We start from the raw sequence: 17738 nt of genomic DNA on the forward strand, positions 1-17738 counted from the left end.
AGGGGGATATTCATGTCAAGCATAAAAGATTTCGCTTCCCATTTTTTTGTCACGGGTGATCCGCTGATTTACGGTTCGGATGTTGCCATCGTTTTAGTCAGTCTCGCGATCATCTTCGTGCTGACGTATTTCAAGAAATGGGGATGGTTGTGGCGTGAATGGTTGACCACAGTTGACCACAAGAAGATTGCCATCATGTATTTGATCGCTTCGCTGTTGATGCTTCTCCGCGGCGGTATTGACGCAATTCTGATGCGTATTCAGTTAGCATTCCCGAATATGCATTTTCTCCAGTCGGAGCATTATAACGAGATTTTCACCACGCACGGAACGATCATGATTCTGTTTATGGCGATGCCGTTCATGTTCGCCTTGTACAACGCTGTTGTTCCGCTCCAAATTGGCGCGCGGGATGTTGCGTTCCCCTATTTGAATGCGGTGAGTTTTTGGTTGTTCTTCTTCGGAGCATTGCTCCTCAACATATCGTTCGTAATCGGTGGTTCTCCAAATGCGGGTTGGACCGCTTATCCACCCTTATCAGGACTCGAATTTAACCCTGGACCTGGTGAAAACTTCTATCTGCTCGCCCTTTCGATTTCGGGGATCGGCAGTTTGGCGACAGGCATCAACTTCTTGGTGACGATCTTAAAAATGCGGGCACCGGGCATGAAATTGATGGACATGCCGCTCTTTACCTGGTCCGTGTTAGCATCTTGTGTCATCATCATCTTTGCGTTCCCTCCGCTGACCGTCGCACTTGCCTTGTTGCTCATTGACCGTCTGTTAGGTGCCCATTTCTTCACGATGGCCGCAGGCGGAAACCCGATGATGTATATCAACTTGTTCTGGATTTGGGGTCACCCGGAAGTCTATATCGTCCTCCTTCCGGCATTCGGTGTCTACTCTGAAGTTGTATCGACATTCTCGAAGAAGAAGATCTTCGGTTACAAATCCATGGTGGCTTCGATGATGATCATCAGTGTGGTCTCCTACTTCACATGGTTGCATCACTTCTTCACCATGGGAGCTGGGGCGGATGTGAACACATTCTTCGCGATTGCCACGATGTTGATCGGTATTCCGACAGGTGTGAAGATCTTTAACTGGATATTCACCATGTTTAGGGGACGCATCCGCTTGACTCAGGCCATGTTATGGACGATCGCCTTTATTCCTTGTTTCGCGATCGGCGGTGCGACAGGTGTCATGCTCGCGATTGCCCCTGCGGACTATCAATATCACAACAGTTACTTCTTGATCGGGCACTTCCACCAAGCTTTGATCGGTGGTGTGGTATTCGGTTATCTTGCCGGTCTCTATTATTGGTGGCCGAAAATGTTCGGTTTCAAACTGGATGAACGTTTGGGCGTATGGGCATTCTGGTTCTGGCAAATCGGTTTCTATGTCTGCTTTATGCCGCAATACGCGCTCGGCTTCATGGGGATGACTCGTCGTATTTACACATATCCGGATGGCTTGGGATGGGGTTCTTTGAATCTCGTATCCACAGTCGGCGCCTTCCTGATGGGGGTCGGGTTTATCATCCAAGTATGGCAAATTCTCTACAGCATTAAATATGGTGAACGCGATGTAACGGGAGATCCGTGGGACGGTCGTACGCTCGAGTGGTCGATTCCTTCGCCGGCGCCCCTCTATAATTTTGCTGTCATTCCACATGTAAAAGGAATGGATGCATGGTGGATGATGAAGCAAGAGATGAAGGAGAAGCCTGCACAGATCAAGCCCATTCACATGCCGAAAAACTCCGGGATTCCATTTATCATGTCGGTATTCTTCTTTATCGCAGGCTTTGGTTTAACATTCCATTGGTTCTGGATGGGAGGCTTCGGGTTGCTGGGAGTGGCCGTTTGTATGTTCATTCGTTCGTTTGATTACGATACCGACTATTACATTACAGTCGATGAGATCAAACGCGCCGAAGCTTCATAGGGGGAGGTTGTAAAGATGTCAATGACCGTCAATGAAGTGGTTTCCCGTTTCGGCGATCGAAGACTCCATGATGATCATGACCATGACCAGGAAGGAATGAAAATACTCGGATTCTGGATTTTCCTTGTCAGTGACTGCCTTTTATTCGCGAGTCTGTTCGCAACATTTCTGGTGTTGCGTACACACATAGCCGGCGGACCGTCAGGAAAAGAACTGTTTGAAATGCCCGGAGTTACGGCGGAAACATTCGCCCTGTTGACGAGTAGTTTTACAAGTGGGTTAGCTGTGATGGAAATGCGGCGGGGCAATGTAAAGCGGTTGATTGGCTGGCTCATCGTTACGGCACTTTTGGGTCTGGTGTTCGTCGGCCTTGAAATCGATGAGTTTGTCAAAATGGTTTCGGAAGGTGCAACCATCCAACACAGTGCCTTCCTCTCCGCATTCTTTACATTGGTCGGAACGCACGGCTGCCATGTCACGTTGGGTCTTTTCTGGATGACCGCGATCATGTTCCAGCTTGCCCGTTATGGAATCAACGCGGTTACCCAGAGGAAAGTGTTTATCGCGTGTCTGTATTGGCACTTCCTTGATGTTGTATGGGTATTCCTGTTCACGGTTGTGTATCTGATGGGGGTGATGTAACATGGCGGGCGGACACAAACATGCCGCGCAAGCGAACCATCATGAATCACCGAAGATGTATATCAACGGGTATATTTTGTCGCTCGTATTAACCGTTGCCGCCTTTTGGCTGGTGTTGGCACATGTGATGAGCACCACTCCGCTGGTGATCACGATTTTGGCGTTAGCGACCCTGCAAATTTTCGTGCAGCTGTTCTTCTTCATGCATGTGAAAGAAGGAGAGGGGCCCAATTATCATGGAATGGCCCTTATTCTCGGAGCCATTTTTATCATCACGATTGTCTTTGGCTCCATCTGGATTATGTCGTTTAACGCGCAAGTCCAGTAAGTAAACCTCAATGCCCGCCATATCCTCTGCAAAACGTCTCTGTGGATGGAATCCGCAGGGGCGTTTATTTTTTTATCTCCGGTGTACTCGATGCATTCGAACTTCATATATATACGGTAGGAACATTTCGTCACAAATTTGTCAAAGGTTTGTCAATGAATTGTCACTACTGATGACTTGCATCCATAAGGGGGAAACCGGGGTGGAACATGCGGGATTTTGGTTGAGATTGATTGCGTTTGTCATTGACAGTATCCTGGTCTTGTCTATCGGTTTCATTCTATATTTCATCTTTGGGGTTTCTGCTTTGGCGATCGTGGCTCATTCGACGAAACCGGACGATGCAACCGCTTACCTCGTGGGAGCATTTTTCTTGTATTGTGCATTCCTGATCGTCAGTACGTGGATGTATTTTGCTTGTATGGAAAGTTCACCACGACAAGGTACACTTGGAAAACTGGTTGTGGGATTGCACGTTTCCGATGCGAACGGATGTCGCATTTCTTTTTGGCGGGCAACGGGACGTTTCTTTGGAAAGTTCATTTCCGGCATCCTTTTCTGCATCGGCTTTCTGATGACAGGGTGGACTCAGAAAAAACAAGCGTTACACGATTTGATGGCAGGCACCATCGTTTTCAAAGGATCCATTATACCGGTCTTGCTTTTGGTACAAACACCCTCACAAAGAACACAGGGCATGCCGCTCATAGAGAAAGAAACCATATAGACTGCTAGAACCCATTCAACAACAGTAACCTCTGTCTCTTTGAGACAGGGGTCTTGATTGTTTTTAAGGGTGGCTTCTAAGAGAGAAAGGATAATAGAAAACGCTTACAAAAAAACCATTTGACGGTCTAATTGTGCAAATGATAGAATTCCTCTTGCGGATTTATAATATTTTGTCGAATTCGAATGAAACTATTTTTGAAGAATCTATAGGAAAGGGGTCAATAGGATGAAAAAATTAAAAATGATTGCGTTTGCTGCGGTGGCAAGCGTTCTTGCAATGTCCATGGCAGGTTGCGGAACGAGCAAGGAAACAGCACAAACCAATGGGGAAAGCGGCAAAAACAATAAAGTGACGGTTGCCGTGATCAACGATTATCCTCCGTTTGAGTATAAGAAAGACGGAAAATTAACCGGTTTTGATATCGATTTGGTGAACGCGATCGCCAAAAAGGAAAACCTGCAAGTCGATTGGAAGGAAATGAAGTTTGATGGAATCATCCCCGCTTTGCAAGCGAAACAGGTCGATGCGGCGGTTTCAGCCATCACGATTCGCGATGATCGTAAGCAGGTCGTTGATTTCACGAATCCTTATTTCAAATCTGGCCTCTCGATCGTCGTGAAAAAGGATAGTCCGATCCAAAAGCTTGAAGATTTAAAAGGAAAAACGATCGTGGCCAAGCAGGGAACCACAGGTTTGGCGAAAGCAAAAGAATTGGCTGAGAAATACGGGGCGAAAGTAAAAACGCTGCAAGATGACACAGCGCTTTATTTGGATGTAGAATCTGGAAACTCGGATGCGACCATAAACGATTTCCCAGGAGCTGCGTATAAAATTAAAGTCGATGGCGAAAAATCCAACCTCCGTATCTTAGGAGATAAATTGACGGGCGAAGACTATGGAATCGCGGTTGCAAAGGGCAACAAGGAATTGTTGGACAAATTCAATCAGGGATTGAAGGAACTGCAAGACAGCGGAGAATTCCAAAAGCTGTATGACACATACTTCAGTAGCAGCAAATAAATCAAGATCAACGATTCAAATAAAAAGGGTGTGGAATAACCGCACTCTTTTTTTAAGAAGGTGGGAGTCGTAGCATGCAAACCTGGGGTATTATCAAAGACGCACTACCGTATCTATTAGACGGTGCCATTTTAACCTTGCAAATCACCGTCATCTCATTACTGATCGCGCTTTTGATCGGACTTTTTTTTGGGATGTTGCGCATTTCAAACAACCGTATTTTGCGTTTCATCGCAGCGGTCTATGTGAACTTGATTCGCGGAACGCCCCTATTGATTCAGATCTTATTTATTTATATCGGTCTGCCGGCCGCTTTGGATTTCAAACTGCCTCCTTTCGCAGCCGGAGTGATTGCCATCAGTATCAATGCGGGCGCCTATCTGGTGGAAATTTTCCGTGCGGGAATCGAGTCGATCGATAAAGGACAGATGGAAGCGGGACGTTCACTCGGTTTTACTTACGGACAAACGATGCGTTTGATTATACTCCCACAAGCGGTTCGACGGATGATTCCGGCGTTTGTCAATCAATTTATCATCAGTCTGAAAGACACTTCACTTCTCTCGGTCATCGGGCTGGCGGAACTGACGATGCAAGGTCAATCGATCTATTCGGTGAATTTCCGTGCATTCCAGATTTTAAGTGCGGTAGGTCTCATCTACTTTATCATCATCTATGCTTTAACTTTGGTTTCTCATTGGCTTGAACGGAGGCTTTCGACGACTTGATGAGGTCAAATCTCTCAAAAAACGTACTGGAGGTTTTGAAGGACATCCATCTGAAAATCAGGGAGCGGGAAGTCGTCTGTATCAATGAGCTGTCTAAAACTTGTCTATGAACCTGTTGATAAAGATCGCTAGATAAGCTACACTAAAACGGACCGCTGGTTCATCCTGGCGGTCCTTTCGCTTTTTTTGTTGAAAAATCTGTACATAAGGAGGTCTGGTCAATTGGAAGCTCGTGAAAATAATCAACCGGAAGGTGCTGCTCATCTGACGGTTGGTGTGGAAGAGAAACTTCCGCCGGTCAAAAGCTTGCTCTATGCACTACAGCACGTATTTGTTTCCAATGTATGGCTTGATCCTGTCTTTGTGGCTTCGATGATCGGGTTACCTTTAGCGCTCTCGGCCAACATGGTCAATGCCATTTTTATAGCGGCAGGATTGGTCACACTGACACAAGCCACCCGACTGGTGCGATTACCCGTGATTCAAGGTCCGTCTGCCGCGTTCGATTCATTGATGATTACAGCGGGAAAAGCGAACGGGTTGGCGGCCGCAGCGGGGGGAATCATTCTCAGCGCATTATTCGTTTTTATTCTGGCGGTTACAGGTTTGATAGGCCGTCTGCGATCCGTCTTCACTCCAGTCGTAACGGGAAGCGTCATTTTCATTGTGGGTGTTGCCCTATCCGGATTCACCTTGTTCGAGTTTCTGGGGGGATCGCCTGGAATGAGTACGTTCCTTGCGAAGCCCGTATTGCTCATGTCCATCTCGACATCGCTTGTTGTCATCGTTCTTTCCGTTTTTGGGAAAGGGATTTGGCGTTCCTACGCATTTTTAATCGGCTTGGTCGTAGGAGATATCATCGCTTGGTCATTAGGAAAGATTGATGTCTCGGCAGTTGCGGAGAAAGCTTGGTTTGGTTTCCCGCAGTTGCTTCCTTACGGGCCGCTCGAAATCAATGGGAAGGCTTTCACGACCTTTTTCTTCGCGTATATCGTTGCTGTGATAGAAGCCATGGGTGTCTATCATGCCGCTGCCGAAGTCGTCCGTATACCGTTGGACGAAAAACGCATTCGCTACGGCTTCATGGGTGAATCGCTCGGTTCGATCGTTTCCTCGTTCATCGGCGGGTTTCCTACAACTGCTTTCGGTCAAAATGTCGGTTTGCTGCGATTGACAGGGGTTGCCTCTCGACATGTGGTGATCGTAGCAGGCGTGATTTTTCTCGTTCTCGGTTTTGTACCCAAAGCGGGGGCCTTGCTGGCATTGACACCCGATGCCGTAGTAGGCGGACTCTTCTTACCCGCAGCCGCTTCTTTGATCTTCAGCGGGATCGGGCTTCTGGCGCGCATGGAAAAGAACGATGTCAACTATATGATCGCAGGGATGTCTATTTTATTGGCGATTGCGCTGCCGGAAAACTTTAAAGGAATGGAAGGTATCATCGCTGAATTTTTGTCAAACACCATCTTGGTGGGAGCGATGACAGCCATCTTACTACAGATTCTTCTCGTGAATCTCCCGCGAATGGTAAGGAGATCATGACGAAGCCTGTGATTGAATGACACTCCATCCGGTTATATTGGGAAATAGATCCTCTTTTCGTTGAAGGGGGATCTAGCGAAGAAGAACATGCGCTTCAATGGTCATCCGTTGAAGTTCGAAGATGGAGTGATAGGATGAAACATTTCTCGAACGAGGTCGCAGTTATCGTCGGAGGATCCAGCGGGATCGGAAAAGAAACGGCCCTGCGGTTTGCCGATCGAGGTGCACAGATCATATTGATCGCGCGGGGTATCGAGCGTCTGCAGGAAGTTGTTGCCGAGATTCGCAAGCGGGGGGGCAAGGCCGAGGCGTTTTCTGCAGATGTCTCGAATATGGAAGATGTGAAAAAAGCGGTGCGCCGAATAGAGGAGACATATGGCCGGGTGGATGTCCTGGTTTACAGTGCAGCCATTTTTTATTTATCTTCCGTGGAAGCGTTGGATATTCGTCTCGCCAAACAATCGATGGAGATCAATTATTGGGGCGCCGTGCACGTGACCCGGGAAATCTTGCCTCTGATTCGCAAAGGAAAACGCAAATCAATCGTTTATGTTACCTCCTTATCGGCGCAATGTACTCCCCCCTTTTTCACGGCATATGCCGCATCCAAACACGCGCTCAGGGGGTTTATCCTTTCCCTGAGGCAGGAACTTCGCCCGGAAGGCATACATGTCGGCATGGTTTCACCGGGGCCGGTCAACACACCTTTAATCGAAAATGACATTCACAAAAATATGTATCGTTTGCCGCCCGGAGTTCCTGTTTTAAAAACGCAACCGGTGGCGGAGGGGATACTGTCGACCGTTGTCAAAAGGAGAAAAGAGCTCGTGCTCCCGCGTCGCATGACGGCAGCGGCACGGCTTGCCAGCGCTTTTCCTTCATGCGTCGAGTGGTATTACCGCTTGTCCGTCCCCGGTTGGGACAAACTGATCCGAGCCCAGATCAAAAGACCCACGGTATGAGCACCGTGGGTCTTTCTCCAAATTAATTCATCGGAACCTGTGGAATAATCTTTCCTTCGATACGTTCGAAGATATCGTCGAGATCTGGGCCCGTGATCGTCAAACCATGGTTCTTTAGCCCGATAATCGCGCGGGTCGGTTCATCCGCCTGGCGTACCAGCTCTGCTACCGCCTGAGCAAGTTCAAGCGTACCGCAGGGATAATTGATCTGTGTGGAAGGGATTCCTTCCATCCAGGCATGAATATGAACGATGGCTCCGACCTTCGGATGTTCCGTGTAAATCATCCAGTGTTCAATCGCATCCACTGAAACGCGACGCGGCTGAACATTCGGCGGAACGCTCAACAACATCGTCTGTCGATCCGAATCGAAACCTTTGATATAAAGAATATCCTGTCCGATCCTGCGCAAATCTCCTTTGTTGACCCCGCTGCCGCTCATCCAAAAATGGTTTTCGTTCTTGCGGGCACTGACATTTCCGTAACTGAGACCGCCGATTCCGTATAATCGCTTGACGTGGCGGAAATCATCCGGAGGCAAAATCTCCTGGATGGGAAAAGGGGCGGGCCATAAGTTCATCGCTTCAATTTTTCGTCCCGCTTGATACATTTTTTGGGTTACGTCATCCCCCTCCCAAAGATCTTGCGGAAGATCCGGGTGAAAATCGTTGTTAATGATCAAGTGGGAAGATGCGAGAGGTTCCAAACGCTTGAACATTTGATCGAAATATACTTCATCTTGCCCGTCTTGATACGGTACATTATAGTACCCTTGCTCCAATGTCACAAAATAGGTATCAAACTGTTCCGGCGTCCGAACGATATAAATCAGCAGGTTTGAAAGTGTACGAACCAACAACGGGTATCCAGCTTTCAAGATGTTGTCCGGAACTTCGTTCGCTTCGATGATCGTTACCACGTATGTAGCTTGTGCTTTGCGACGATAGGGACGTGCCGATGACGCATCCGCGAATTGTAAGACCAGACGGATATTGTCTTGTGATTCGTCGACATTCTGATACCCGTTCTCGGTCAGCTTTCGATGTAAGCCCTCCATTAACCATTGTTGAAAGTCATTCTGAATCTCTCCGATGATCGAATAGAATCCCATAGAGCCCTCCTGAATGTATCCGATGAACTTACACATCAAGTATTCCCTTGATTTAACTTAAAAATAAGTAATTGTGAAATCTGAGAATAAAAGTTGTTTAAATTTCACACAATGGCAGATGACAAATCATGAGGGCAGGAGGGTTTTGTGTGGAAGAAACGATCCATACAAGGGATGTTACATGTTGTATCATCTGTGGAATGGAAGTGGACGACCCCAATTTCCAACTTTGTGACAAGGAAGAATGTGCCGAACGATTCAGGGATTTGTACCTTCAGGTATAAAAAAACCGCCTGAACCGGCGGAACATGCTTACGGACTCGAGGTTTTTTCTTTTTGATAAAAGGTGACATACACACGGTCAGCTTCCACCCAGCTTTTGATAATCACAGGATCTTTCGTCGGATTGATAAAACGAAAATCTTTGTCATCATAAATGGTGGCGTCATGTCCCTGCCGGACATAGGGGACAGGCTTCGAATGGGGATGGCGTTCAGTCACTTTCATTCCAGCGTTGAGAGCTACGTTGTACAGTGTAGAGGAAACTTGACACATGCCTCCGCCGATTTCCTGTTGAATTATTACCCCATCCCCATAGACAGTCCTCTGTGTGAACCCTTTTTCACGCGTGGCCATACCTACCACTCGATGAAAAGAAAACTCATGTCCAGGTTCGAGAACGGTATTGTTCAGTAATTGAGTCGTTCTTTTGATCGTTTCCATACGTGTAGTTTCCCGATCGAGGATGGGAGTGGAAAACGTCCCTATCCTCCGGCTGTTCGGGGGGATCGGGACCATCAAATCATCTTTTGTTATCTTTGGAGGAATGGTTTTCACGACGGGTTCCACGTTTTCACCCGGTTGCGCCAAGCGGATTTTCTTGACGGTGGCATCCACGTCCACTTGCCAGCCTTTTTCTTCGGGAATAATCCCTGTTTGTTTCTCTCGTTTATAGGCATCCGACGGCATTTTGTCGATGCGATACGCCAGCAATTTCACGAATGAACGCACCTCTTCTTCTGTCTTCCCCTCGATCACATTCCCTTGCAATCTTACACCGTTTGCTACTGTGAACGCTTGAGGATGATAAAATGTGCGACCAGGAGCTTTCATGATGTGCGGTTTTGTCGGAGAGGGGGAAGTGGATCCACATCCTATCGCCACCAGGAAGACGATACTGCACACACCGATTGCCGTATTCCGACCCCATTTCCGCATAAGCGATCACCTCGTAAATAGTGTGCGCCCTTTCCTGAAGAGGCCATTCGTCCACATGTTGGTACCTGAGCGATACGCGATCAACTTTTTAAAAAGGTCCACTGTTGAAATTAGTATCTTAACAGAACAAAAAAAAGATGTAAAATATTCGTATTACATGCAACTCTATAACTAGCCGGTGAAGGGAAGATGTTTATGCCGATTAAAATACCTGACAATCTCCCAGCCAAGGAGATTCTCAATAAGGAAAATATCTTCGTCATGGGCGAGAGCCGCGCGTTTCATCAGGATATCCGCCCGCTCAGGATCGCGATTCTCAATTTAATGCCGATCAAACATGTAACAGAAACTCAGATTCTGCGTTTGCTGGGAAACTCACCGCTTCAAGTAGAAATCGTTCTCGTTCATCCGAAAACACATACATCGAAAAATACTTCGGAGGAATATCTGGCTACTTTTTACCGTACGTTCGATGACATAAAGGACGAAAAATTTGACGGCATGATCATCACAGGTGCCCCGGTCGAACATCTTTCATTTGAGGAAGTGAACTACTGGGAAGAGCTAAAAGAGATCATGGATTGGAAAATGGAGAACGTGACTTCAACGTTACACATTTGTTGGGGAGCGCAGGCGGGGCTCTACCATCATTATGGGATACCGAAATACCCTCTTCCCGAGAAAATGTTCGGTATTTTCCCGCATACAATCAGCAAACAAGGGGTCACTCTGCTGCGCGGTTTTGATGATGTATTCTATGCGCCCCATTCCAGACATACGGAAAATCGCCGGGAGGATATCGAAAAAGTTCCGGAGCTTGAGATTTTGTCGGAATCGGAAGAGGCTGGCGTGTATATCGTGGCGACAAAAGACGGCCGGCAGATTTTTATCACCGGACATTCCGAATATGATCTCCTGACTCTTCAAGAAGAGTATGAGCGTGACCGGAGGCAAGGGCTCACTGTCTCTATGCCGAAACATTATTATCCCGATGACGATCCGACGAAGAAGCCTGTGCAAACATGGCGTTCCCATGCCAATTTATTGTTCTCCAATTGGTTGAACTATTATGTATATCAAGAAACACCTTACGATTTATATAGTAAGAAGTAGATGTCAGACTTTTTGGCGAACAAAATAATAAAAATCACAATAAAAAGTTCGGGAAAATACCGTTTCCGAGCTTTCTTTTTTTCGATTTCTGCGTTATAATCGAAGCACAACAATCAAATAACGAACAAACTCGTATAATTGTAGGAATATGGCCTACGAGTCTCTACCGAACCACCGTAAATGGTTCGACTACGAGTGAGCAGGATATCAGAGGGCGTAGTGTCGCCATTTTTGATATCATTTGTTGTTTTTGAGCATGAGAGCTCGAAAGACAGCGGTTCACTCAACGGGTGATGTGAGGAACACTGTTTTTCGAGCTCTTCTATATTTTAGAGGGGGATGTCTAGTGGAAATTCTGAAGGAAAGGATCCTGCGGGAAGGATTGTCGTCTCCGATGCCGTGCTAAAGATTGATTCTTTTCTCAACCAGCAGGTAGATCCTGATCTGATGAATGAGATCGGAAGAGAATTTGCCGCACGTTTCGCGAGCGAATCGATCACGAAAGTGTTAACGATCGAGTCTTCCGGTATAGCGCCCGCGCTCATGACAGCCATGCGGTTGCGCGTGCCTATGATTTTTGCCCGGAAGAAAAAGTCAATCACGATGCAAGGAGACCTGTACGCCGCTCCGGTCTATTCCTATACGAAACAAGAAGTGAATGAAGTGACGGTTGCGAAGAAATTTTTATCTGTGAATGACCGTGTACTGATCATCGACGATATTCTCGCGAACGGGGCGGCTGCCCTTGGATTGGCGCAAATCGTCGAACAAGCACAAGCGAAAGTCGCGGGGATCGGGATCGTGCTTGAAAAATCGTTCCAAGAAGGCGCAAGCAAACTCAAGGAAGCCGGTTATCGTGTGGAATCCTTGGTGAAAGTGGCCTCTTTGCAAAACCAACAGATTCGCTTTCTTGAAGATGTACCTGTAAAAGGGTAAGAACATATCACATGAATGGACTTGAGGAGGTATTCTCAATGGAGAATAAGTTGGGGTTCTGGAGATTGGGAACGCTCGGCTTCCAGCATGTATTGGCCATGTATGCGGGAGCGGTCGTCGTTCCATTGCTTGTCGGTCCGTCCATCGGCATGACACAGGATCAAGTGGCTTATCTGATTTCCATCGATTTATTAACTTGTGGGGTCGCATCCCTCTTTCAGGTTATTGGCGGCAAGTATTTCGGCGTGAAATTGCCGATCCTCATGGGATGTGCGTTTCAGGCTGTCGGGCCGATGATTGCGATCGGCAAAATGCAAGGAATTACATCCGTCTACGGGGCGATCATCGCTGCGGGACTCATTGTCATGATCCTCGCACAGTTCATGAATAAAATTCTCAAGTTTTTCCCTCCCGTCGTGACGGGTTCTGTTGTAACCATTATTGGAGCATCTCTCATCGGCGCCGCGATGGGGAACATTGTCGGACAACCGAATACCCCCTCTTTCGCGAGCGTAACGAACCTGTTTTTGGCTTCTGTGACTTTATTTTCGATCGTAATCATGAATCGATTCTTCAGAGGATATCTCAAATCAATTTCCGTTTTGCTGTCGCTGGTCATCGGAACTGGAGTTGCTTCCATCATGGGACTGGTGGACTTCTCTGTTGTGGGTAAAGCTTCTTGGTTTCATATGGTTGAACCTCTTCGCTTCGGTATGCCGACATTCCATGCATCGGCCATCATCAGCATGGTATTGGTTGGGATCGTAAGCATGATTGAATCCACCGGAGTTTTCTTTGCGCTTGCTGACGTTTGCGAAAAGAAACTGGACGGAGATGATATCAAACGCGGCTTGAGAGCCGAAGGTATCGCACAAGTGATCGGCGGGATTTTCCAGGCGTTCCCGTACACCACGTATTCACAGAATGTTGGATTGGTGGCGCTTACCGGGGTTAAGACGAGAAAAGTGGTCATTGCCGCTTGCCTGATCATCATGGCGCTTGGTCTTCTACCGAAAGTCGCAGCCTTGACGACCATCATTCCGAATCCGGTACTTGGCGGAGCGATGCTGCCGATGTTTGGCATGGTCATGGCTTCCGGAGTTCGTCAATTGTCTCGGGTCAATTTCCAACGCGTTGAGAACATGTTAATCGTCGCTACATCTGTGGGTCTCGGTTTGGGTGTCTCGATTTCACCGGATGTATTCTCACATCTCCCGGAGAGTATCCGATTGATCATGGAAAGCGGAATTGTCACGGGAAGTATCGCGGCGATCCTTCTGAATCTGCTATTAAATGGAACGAACAATCAAAATGTAAACGAGACCATTGAAGTATACAAATCGGAACACGCGATCGAACATACCGTTAAAGTTTCATAAAGATGATGGATACAGGTTGGAGCGAAATGTCTCCAACCTGTTTTTTTATGACTGAAACGCATAGATACCCGCATCCCGATTGATATTTTCAAGAATGGGGAGGGAATCTAAGGAGGAAGTATACAGTAGAAGGAAAGAAGGGGACTCAGTGAAAATCTTTAAACCTGATCTGGCATTCTTTGAACCGGCTGCACTCGATTATCCGATAGGGGTTTCCATTTATCGAAAACTGAAGAAAATGGGAGTGGAAATTCGCCGCACGACCAGTCATAATCGGGTCACCGGGATCCCTGGGAATACCGAATGGGAGAAATATAAAATCTCGAAGCGAACACTTGTTGTCGGTGTTCGCAAAACGCTTGAATTTGACAGTTCGAAACCGTCCGCCGAGTATGCCCTTCCGATCTCAACAGGATGTATGGGACACTGCCACTATTGCTATTTGCAAACCACGATGGGGAGTAAGCCCTATGTTCGCGTCTACGTGAATATGGATGAGATACTGGAAGCGGCAAAGAAATATATTGATGAAAGGGCTCCGGAGATCACCCGGTTTGAAGCTGCATGTACATCGGATCCCGTCAGTCTCGAACCGCTCACAGGAAATTTAAAGAGAGTCATTGAATTCATGGGTAAAGAAGAATTCGGCAGGTTGCGATTCGTCACGAAATACGATACGGTCGATTCACTCTTGGATGCGGATCATCGGGGTCATACGCGTTTCCGTTTCAGCGTGAATGCCGCTTATGTGATTAAAAACTTCGAACCGGCTACTTCTTCTTTTGAAGAACGAGTCATTGCGGCTGGTAAAGTCTCACGCGCCGGATATCCCCTCGGCTTTATTGTCGCGCCGATCATCCGTTTCGAGGGATGGAAACAAGGGTACCGGGAATTGATGGAGAGGCTGGCCAAAGAACTTGACGGCGCTTCCCATGAAAACCTGACATTTGAATTGATTCAACACAGGTTTACGAAAACGGCGAAACATGTCATTCTAAAGAGGTACCCGAAAACGAAATTGGAGATGAACGAAGAAGAGCGTAAGTACAAGTGGGGCCGTTACGGGCGCGGCAAATACGTCTATCGCGATGATGAACAAGAAGAGATCCGGGAATTGTTTCACGACCTGGTTGAACGATATTTTCCTCAAGCAACCATTGAATATTTTACCTAAACATCTATAGGGAAATTCAAGTTTATGATGGAAGTGTAAGGAGGCAGGGAGATGAGGAAACGGTACGAAAATTTGGATGGGGTCACAACCGATAAGACGTTCCGCGATTTTCTGAAATGGAGACGGGACAGGCGACATAAACTGAAACAGGACACTTACGAGATCGAACAAGAGCCCCATCCTCTCGTCTCTTATCTGCAGAAAAACCGGGAAGATACCACAATCACGTGGGTGGGCCATTCAACCTTTCTCATCCAGATGAACGGATTGTCCATCTTGACCGATCCAGAGTGGGCGAAACGCATGGGATTAGAAAAAAGGCTCACACCCCCCGGCTTACCGCTCGACGAACTGCCGAACATCGACGTGGTACTCATTTCCCATAGTCACTATGATCACCTTCATTATGGCACATTAAAACGATTGAACGGGGATTTTCAACTTCTTGTTCCCATCGGGTTGAAAAGGAAAATGGAGGCGAAAGGATTTTCCCGCGTTGCCGAACTGGATTGGTGGGAACATTACCGGATGGGAGACATTCTCTTTCACTTCGTTCCTGCACAACACTGGTCGAAACGCACCTTGAATGATACGAACACATCCCTTTGGGGAGGGTTCGTCATCGAAGGGGAGCAAACTGTCTATTTCGCCGGTGATAGCGGATATTTTCGAGGGTTTCGCGAGATTGGCCAGCGATATGAGATCGACTATGCGTTGATGCCGATCGGTGCTTACGAACCGGAATGGTTGCTGTCGGTACAGCATGTGAACCCGGAACAGGCGGTTCGCGCGTATCTCGATGTCGGAGCGAAATATTTTATCCCTATGCATTACGGAACGTTTCGTTTGGGGGATGAAACGCCACAGGAAGCACTGGCGCGCCTGCGTGCCGAGTGGAACCGACTCCGATTGGATCCGGCAGGACTTTATATACTGAAGATTGGCTCTACAATTGTTTGGTCGCCATCAAAATCAGAATCAACAATATATCCGTATACAAAATAGACTGACATGCATTCCATCGTTTCTTCACTTCATAATACGCTTGGGGAATTTCTTCACCTTCTGCGTTTTTAAGAATTTCTCTCATTTTTTTTGTACAGGGGGCAACAAAAAGGAAGACAATCACACTCAGGAGTGCTGTAAGCAATAGAGAGAGATTTAACCACATCATATGAAAACCTGTATTCAATTCAATCATCAGCCAAACTCCACTTCCAATTAAAGTCGTGCTTCCTATGGAATGAAAAATATTGATTTTCGTAATGATCCGGAAAACAAACCGAAGCTGAGAAACTGTCTTCGCAGAACCAATGAGAAACGGGTAGATAAAAATGGGTCCAATGCCAATTACGGCAGAAACAATATGGAGAGTAAACAAGACATGTATACCGTTCATTTATATCCCTCGAATTCCAATTCTCTTTCGAAAAGAGTGCACCATTGTATTGCGGAGGAGACCGATCGCTTCATCGTCGGACACATCCACAAAAATGGTGCACCGTCATTCCGTTCATTAGGTACAGAGAAAGTTACATGGCAAGCATCTCAGCCAAATCTTCTTGAGCGTCTCCGATGAGCTTAAGATTAAATGTTTCTTGCAAGAAGTTTAACACACCTGGTGTTAAAAATTCCGGAGCTTTCGGACCAATTCGTATATCTTTGATTCCTATGCTGAATAATCCAAGTAATATGGCAATGGCTTTCTGTTCAAACCAAGACAATACAATGCTGACGGGCAACTCGTTGATTTCACATTGGAAAGCGTCAGCCAACGCACGGGCAATCTTTACAGTGGAAATGGAGTTATTGCATTGCCCCAAATCGATATATCTCGGGATACCCGTATCTCCTACGGTTCCAAAATCAATGTCGTTAAAACGAAATTTCCCGCAGGAAGTGGTTAAAATGACCGTATCATTAGGAAGCAACGTAGCTAATTCCCGATAATAATTACCACCCCGTCCGGGAGCGTCACAACCGGCGATCACAAAGAATCTTCGAATCTTGCCTTCTTTTACGGCCGAGATAATTTCCGGTGCCAAACCGATCACCGTTTGGTGGTGATAGCCGGTGACCAGCGTCTGATCCGAGTCGATATTTGCCGATGGCAATTGCAAAGCTTTTTCGATGAGTGGAGTGAAATCATTATTTTCGATTTTCGTCACGCCTTCCAAACCTGCTACTTCATAGGAGAAGAATCGGTCGGAGTAGGTTCCTTTTATCGGCATCACGCAATTGGTGGTTGCCAATATGGCACCGGGGAATTCTTCAAACAATCTTCGTTGATCATGCCATGCCTTCCCGATGTTGCCCTTTAAATGAGGATATTTTTTCAATTCCGGATACCCGTGGGCAGGCAGCATCTCCGAGTGAGTATAAATATTGATGCCTTTGCCTTCCGTTTGTTTCAGCAATTCTTCTAAGGCAAATAAATTATGACCGGTTACGACGATACATTTCCCTTCGATTTTATTTTGCGTGACAGTAATAGGCTGAGGGATACCAAACCGTTCTGTATGTGCACGATCCAGCAAATCCATCACTTTGATTGCGGCTGAACCCACTTTCATGGCCATATCAATATGCTCTTGTAAATTAAAGTTTACATTTGTTAATGTGAAGTATAAAGCCTCATGTGTAATCGCATCAACTTCGGGATCCGTGTATCCCAATTCCCTTGCATGCGTTGCATATGCAGCGATTCCTTTAAGAGCAAATATAATCGTATCTTGTATGCTTGCCAGATCTTCATTTTTCCCACATACGCCGACAACTTTGCAACCGCCAATCGCTGTTTGCTCACATTGATAACAAAACACGGATATGGCCTCCTTATCCTAATAATTCTTTTGGATGTAACTCCTCTTGTTTTATCTCTGTGTCTATATCCATTATTCTTTGA

General features: G+C 46.7%; 18 protein-coding genes and 1 riboswitch. Of the genes, 14 read left to right on the plus strand and 4 right to left on the minus strand.

Annotated elements, in window-relative coordinates; translation table 11 throughout:
• Positions 1–12: 12 nt before the first annotated feature.
• The 8 genes from qoxB to DNHGIG_RS10125 all read left to right on the plus strand — a co-directional run bounded on the left by qoxB (position 13) and on the right by DNHGIG_RS10125 (position 7902).
• Positions 13–1950, plus strand: a complete 1938-nt coding sequence (gene qoxB / locus DNHGIG_RS10090; protein ID WP_282199500.1) for a cytochrome aa3 quinol oxidase subunit I — start codon at positions 13–15, stop codon at positions 1948–1950.
• Positions 1951–1965: 15 nt separating this feature from the next.
• Positions 1966–2592 carry a cytochrome o ubiquinol oxidase subunit III gene (cyoC, locus tag DNHGIG_RS10095; protein ID WP_439647732.1) on the plus strand — a complete coding sequence of 209 codons (627 nt, stop codon included), beginning with the start codon at positions 1966–1968 and terminating at the stop codon, positions 2590–2592.
• A gap of 1 nt (position 2593) precedes the next feature.
• A complete protein-coding gene (locus DNHGIG_RS10100) occupies positions 2594–2920 on the plus strand; it encodes a cytochrome o ubiquinol oxidase subunit IV (RefSeq protein ID WP_282199501.1) in 327 nt (108 codons plus the stop codon).
• Between the two features lie 202 nt (positions 2921–3122).
• Positions 3123–3647, plus strand: coding sequence for an RDD family protein (locus DNHGIG_RS10105; RefSeq protein ID WP_282199502.1), 525 nt, complete (start codon positions 3123–3125; stop codon positions 3645–3647).
• 228 nt (positions 3648–3875) lie between these two features.
• Positions 3876–4670: a basic amino acid ABC transporter substrate-binding protein gene (locus DNHGIG_RS10110; protein WP_282199503.1), complete on the plus strand. Its 795-nt coding sequence runs from the start codon at positions 3876–3878 to the stop codon at positions 4668–4670.
• 74 nt (positions 4671–4744) lie between these two features.
• A complete protein-coding gene (locus DNHGIG_RS10115) occupies positions 4745–5398 on the plus strand; it encodes an amino acid ABC transporter permease (protein WP_282199504.1) in 654 nt (217 codons plus the stop codon).
• Between the two features lie 222 nt (positions 5399–5620).
• A complete protein-coding gene (locus DNHGIG_RS10120) occupies positions 5621–6940 on the plus strand; it encodes a solute carrier family 23 protein (protein WP_282199505.1) in 1320 nt (439 codons plus the stop codon).
• 134 nt (positions 6941–7074) lie between these two features.
• On the plus strand, positions 7075–7902 hold the full coding sequence (locus DNHGIG_RS10125; protein ID WP_282199506.1) for an SDR family NAD(P)-dependent oxidoreductase: 828 nt from the start codon (positions 7075–7077) through the stop codon (positions 7900–7902).
• A 22-nt stretch (positions 7903–7924) separates the two neighbouring features.
• Here DNHGIG_RS10125 and DNHGIG_RS10130 read toward each other — a convergent pair whose 3' ends face one another.
• Positions 7925–9013, minus strand: coding sequence for a class II aldolase/adducin family protein (locus tag DNHGIG_RS10130; RefSeq protein ID WP_282199507.1), 1089 nt, complete (start codon positions 9011–9013; stop codon positions 7925–7927).
• Between the two features lie 149 nt (positions 9014–9162).
• Here DNHGIG_RS10130 and DNHGIG_RS10135 point away from each other — a divergent pair, with 149 nt between their 5' ends.
• Positions 9163–9297 carry a hypothetical protein gene (locus tag DNHGIG_RS10135; RefSeq protein ID WP_282199508.1) on the plus strand — a complete coding sequence of 45 codons (135 nt, stop codon included), beginning with the start codon at positions 9163–9165 and terminating at the stop codon, positions 9295–9297.
• Between the two features lie 28 nt (positions 9298–9325).
• On the opposite strand, the gene DNHGIG_RS10140 is transcribed toward DNHGIG_RS10135, so the two are convergent.
• A complete protein-coding gene (locus DNHGIG_RS10140) occupies positions 9326–10231 on the minus strand; it encodes a VanW family protein (protein WP_282199509.1) in 906 nt (301 codons plus the stop codon).
• 195 nt (positions 10232–10426) lie between these two features.
• On the opposite strand from DNHGIG_RS10140, the gene metA reads away from it, so the two are divergent.
• The 5 genes from metA (at position 10427) to DNHGIG_RS10165 (ending at position 15838) form a co-directional block, all read left to right on the plus strand.
• Positions 10427–11344 carry a homoserine O-acetyltransferase MetA gene (gene metA / locus DNHGIG_RS10145; protein WP_282199510.1) on the plus strand — a complete coding sequence of 306 codons (918 nt, stop codon included), beginning with the start codon at positions 10427–10429 and terminating at the stop codon, positions 11342–11344.
• Positions 11345–11454: 110 nt separating this feature from the next.
• A riboswitch (purine riboswitch) is annotated at positions 11455–11556 on the plus strand.
• Positions 11557–11683: 127 nt separating this feature from the next.
• Positions 11684–12280: a xanthine phosphoribosyltransferase gene (locus tag DNHGIG_RS10150; RefSeq protein WP_369414703.1), complete on the plus strand. Its 597-nt coding sequence runs from the start codon at positions 11684–11686 to the stop codon at positions 12278–12280.
• A gap of 38 nt (positions 12281–12318) precedes the next feature.
• Positions 12319–13659 carry a nucleobase:cation symporter-2 family protein gene (locus DNHGIG_RS10155; RefSeq protein ID WP_282199511.1) on the plus strand — a complete coding sequence of 447 codons (1341 nt, stop codon included), beginning with the start codon at positions 12319–12321 and terminating at the stop codon, positions 13657–13659.
• Positions 13660–13753: 94 nt separating this feature from the next.
• Positions 13754–14833 carry a spore photoproduct lyase gene (gene splB, locus DNHGIG_RS10160; protein ID WP_282199512.1) on the plus strand — a complete coding sequence of 360 codons (1080 nt, stop codon included), beginning with the start codon at positions 13754–13756 and terminating at the stop codon, positions 14831–14833.
• A 51-nt stretch (positions 14834–14884) separates the two neighbouring features.
• Positions 14885–15838 (plus strand): MBL fold metallo-hydrolase, encoded by a 954-nt coding sequence (locus DNHGIG_RS10165; protein ID WP_282199513.1) that lies wholly within the window; start codon positions 14885–14887, stop codon positions 15836–15838.
• On the opposite strand, the gene DNHGIG_RS10170 is transcribed toward DNHGIG_RS10165, so the two are convergent.
• The gene (locus DNHGIG_RS10170) at positions 15780–16232 is read right to left on the minus strand and encodes a DUF2269 family protein (protein ID WP_282199514.1); all 453 of its coding nucleotides are present in this window, start codon (positions 16230–16232) and stop codon (positions 15780–15782) included. The two genes, DNHGIG_RS10165 and DNHGIG_RS10170, sit on opposite strands and share 59 nt — an antisense overlap.
• Before the next feature lie 133 nt (positions 16233–16365).
• Entirely contained in the window at positions 16366–17655 is a 1290-nt protein-coding gene (gene hcp / locus DNHGIG_RS10175; protein WP_282199515.1) for a hydroxylamine reductase, read from the minus strand.
• Positions 17656–17738: the final 83 nt, after the last annotated feature.

Source organism: Collibacillus ludicampi, assembly GCF_023705585.1.
GTDB classification, from domain to species: domain Bacteria; phylum Bacillota; class Bacilli; order Tumebacillales; family BOQE01; genus Collibacillus; species Collibacillus ludicampi.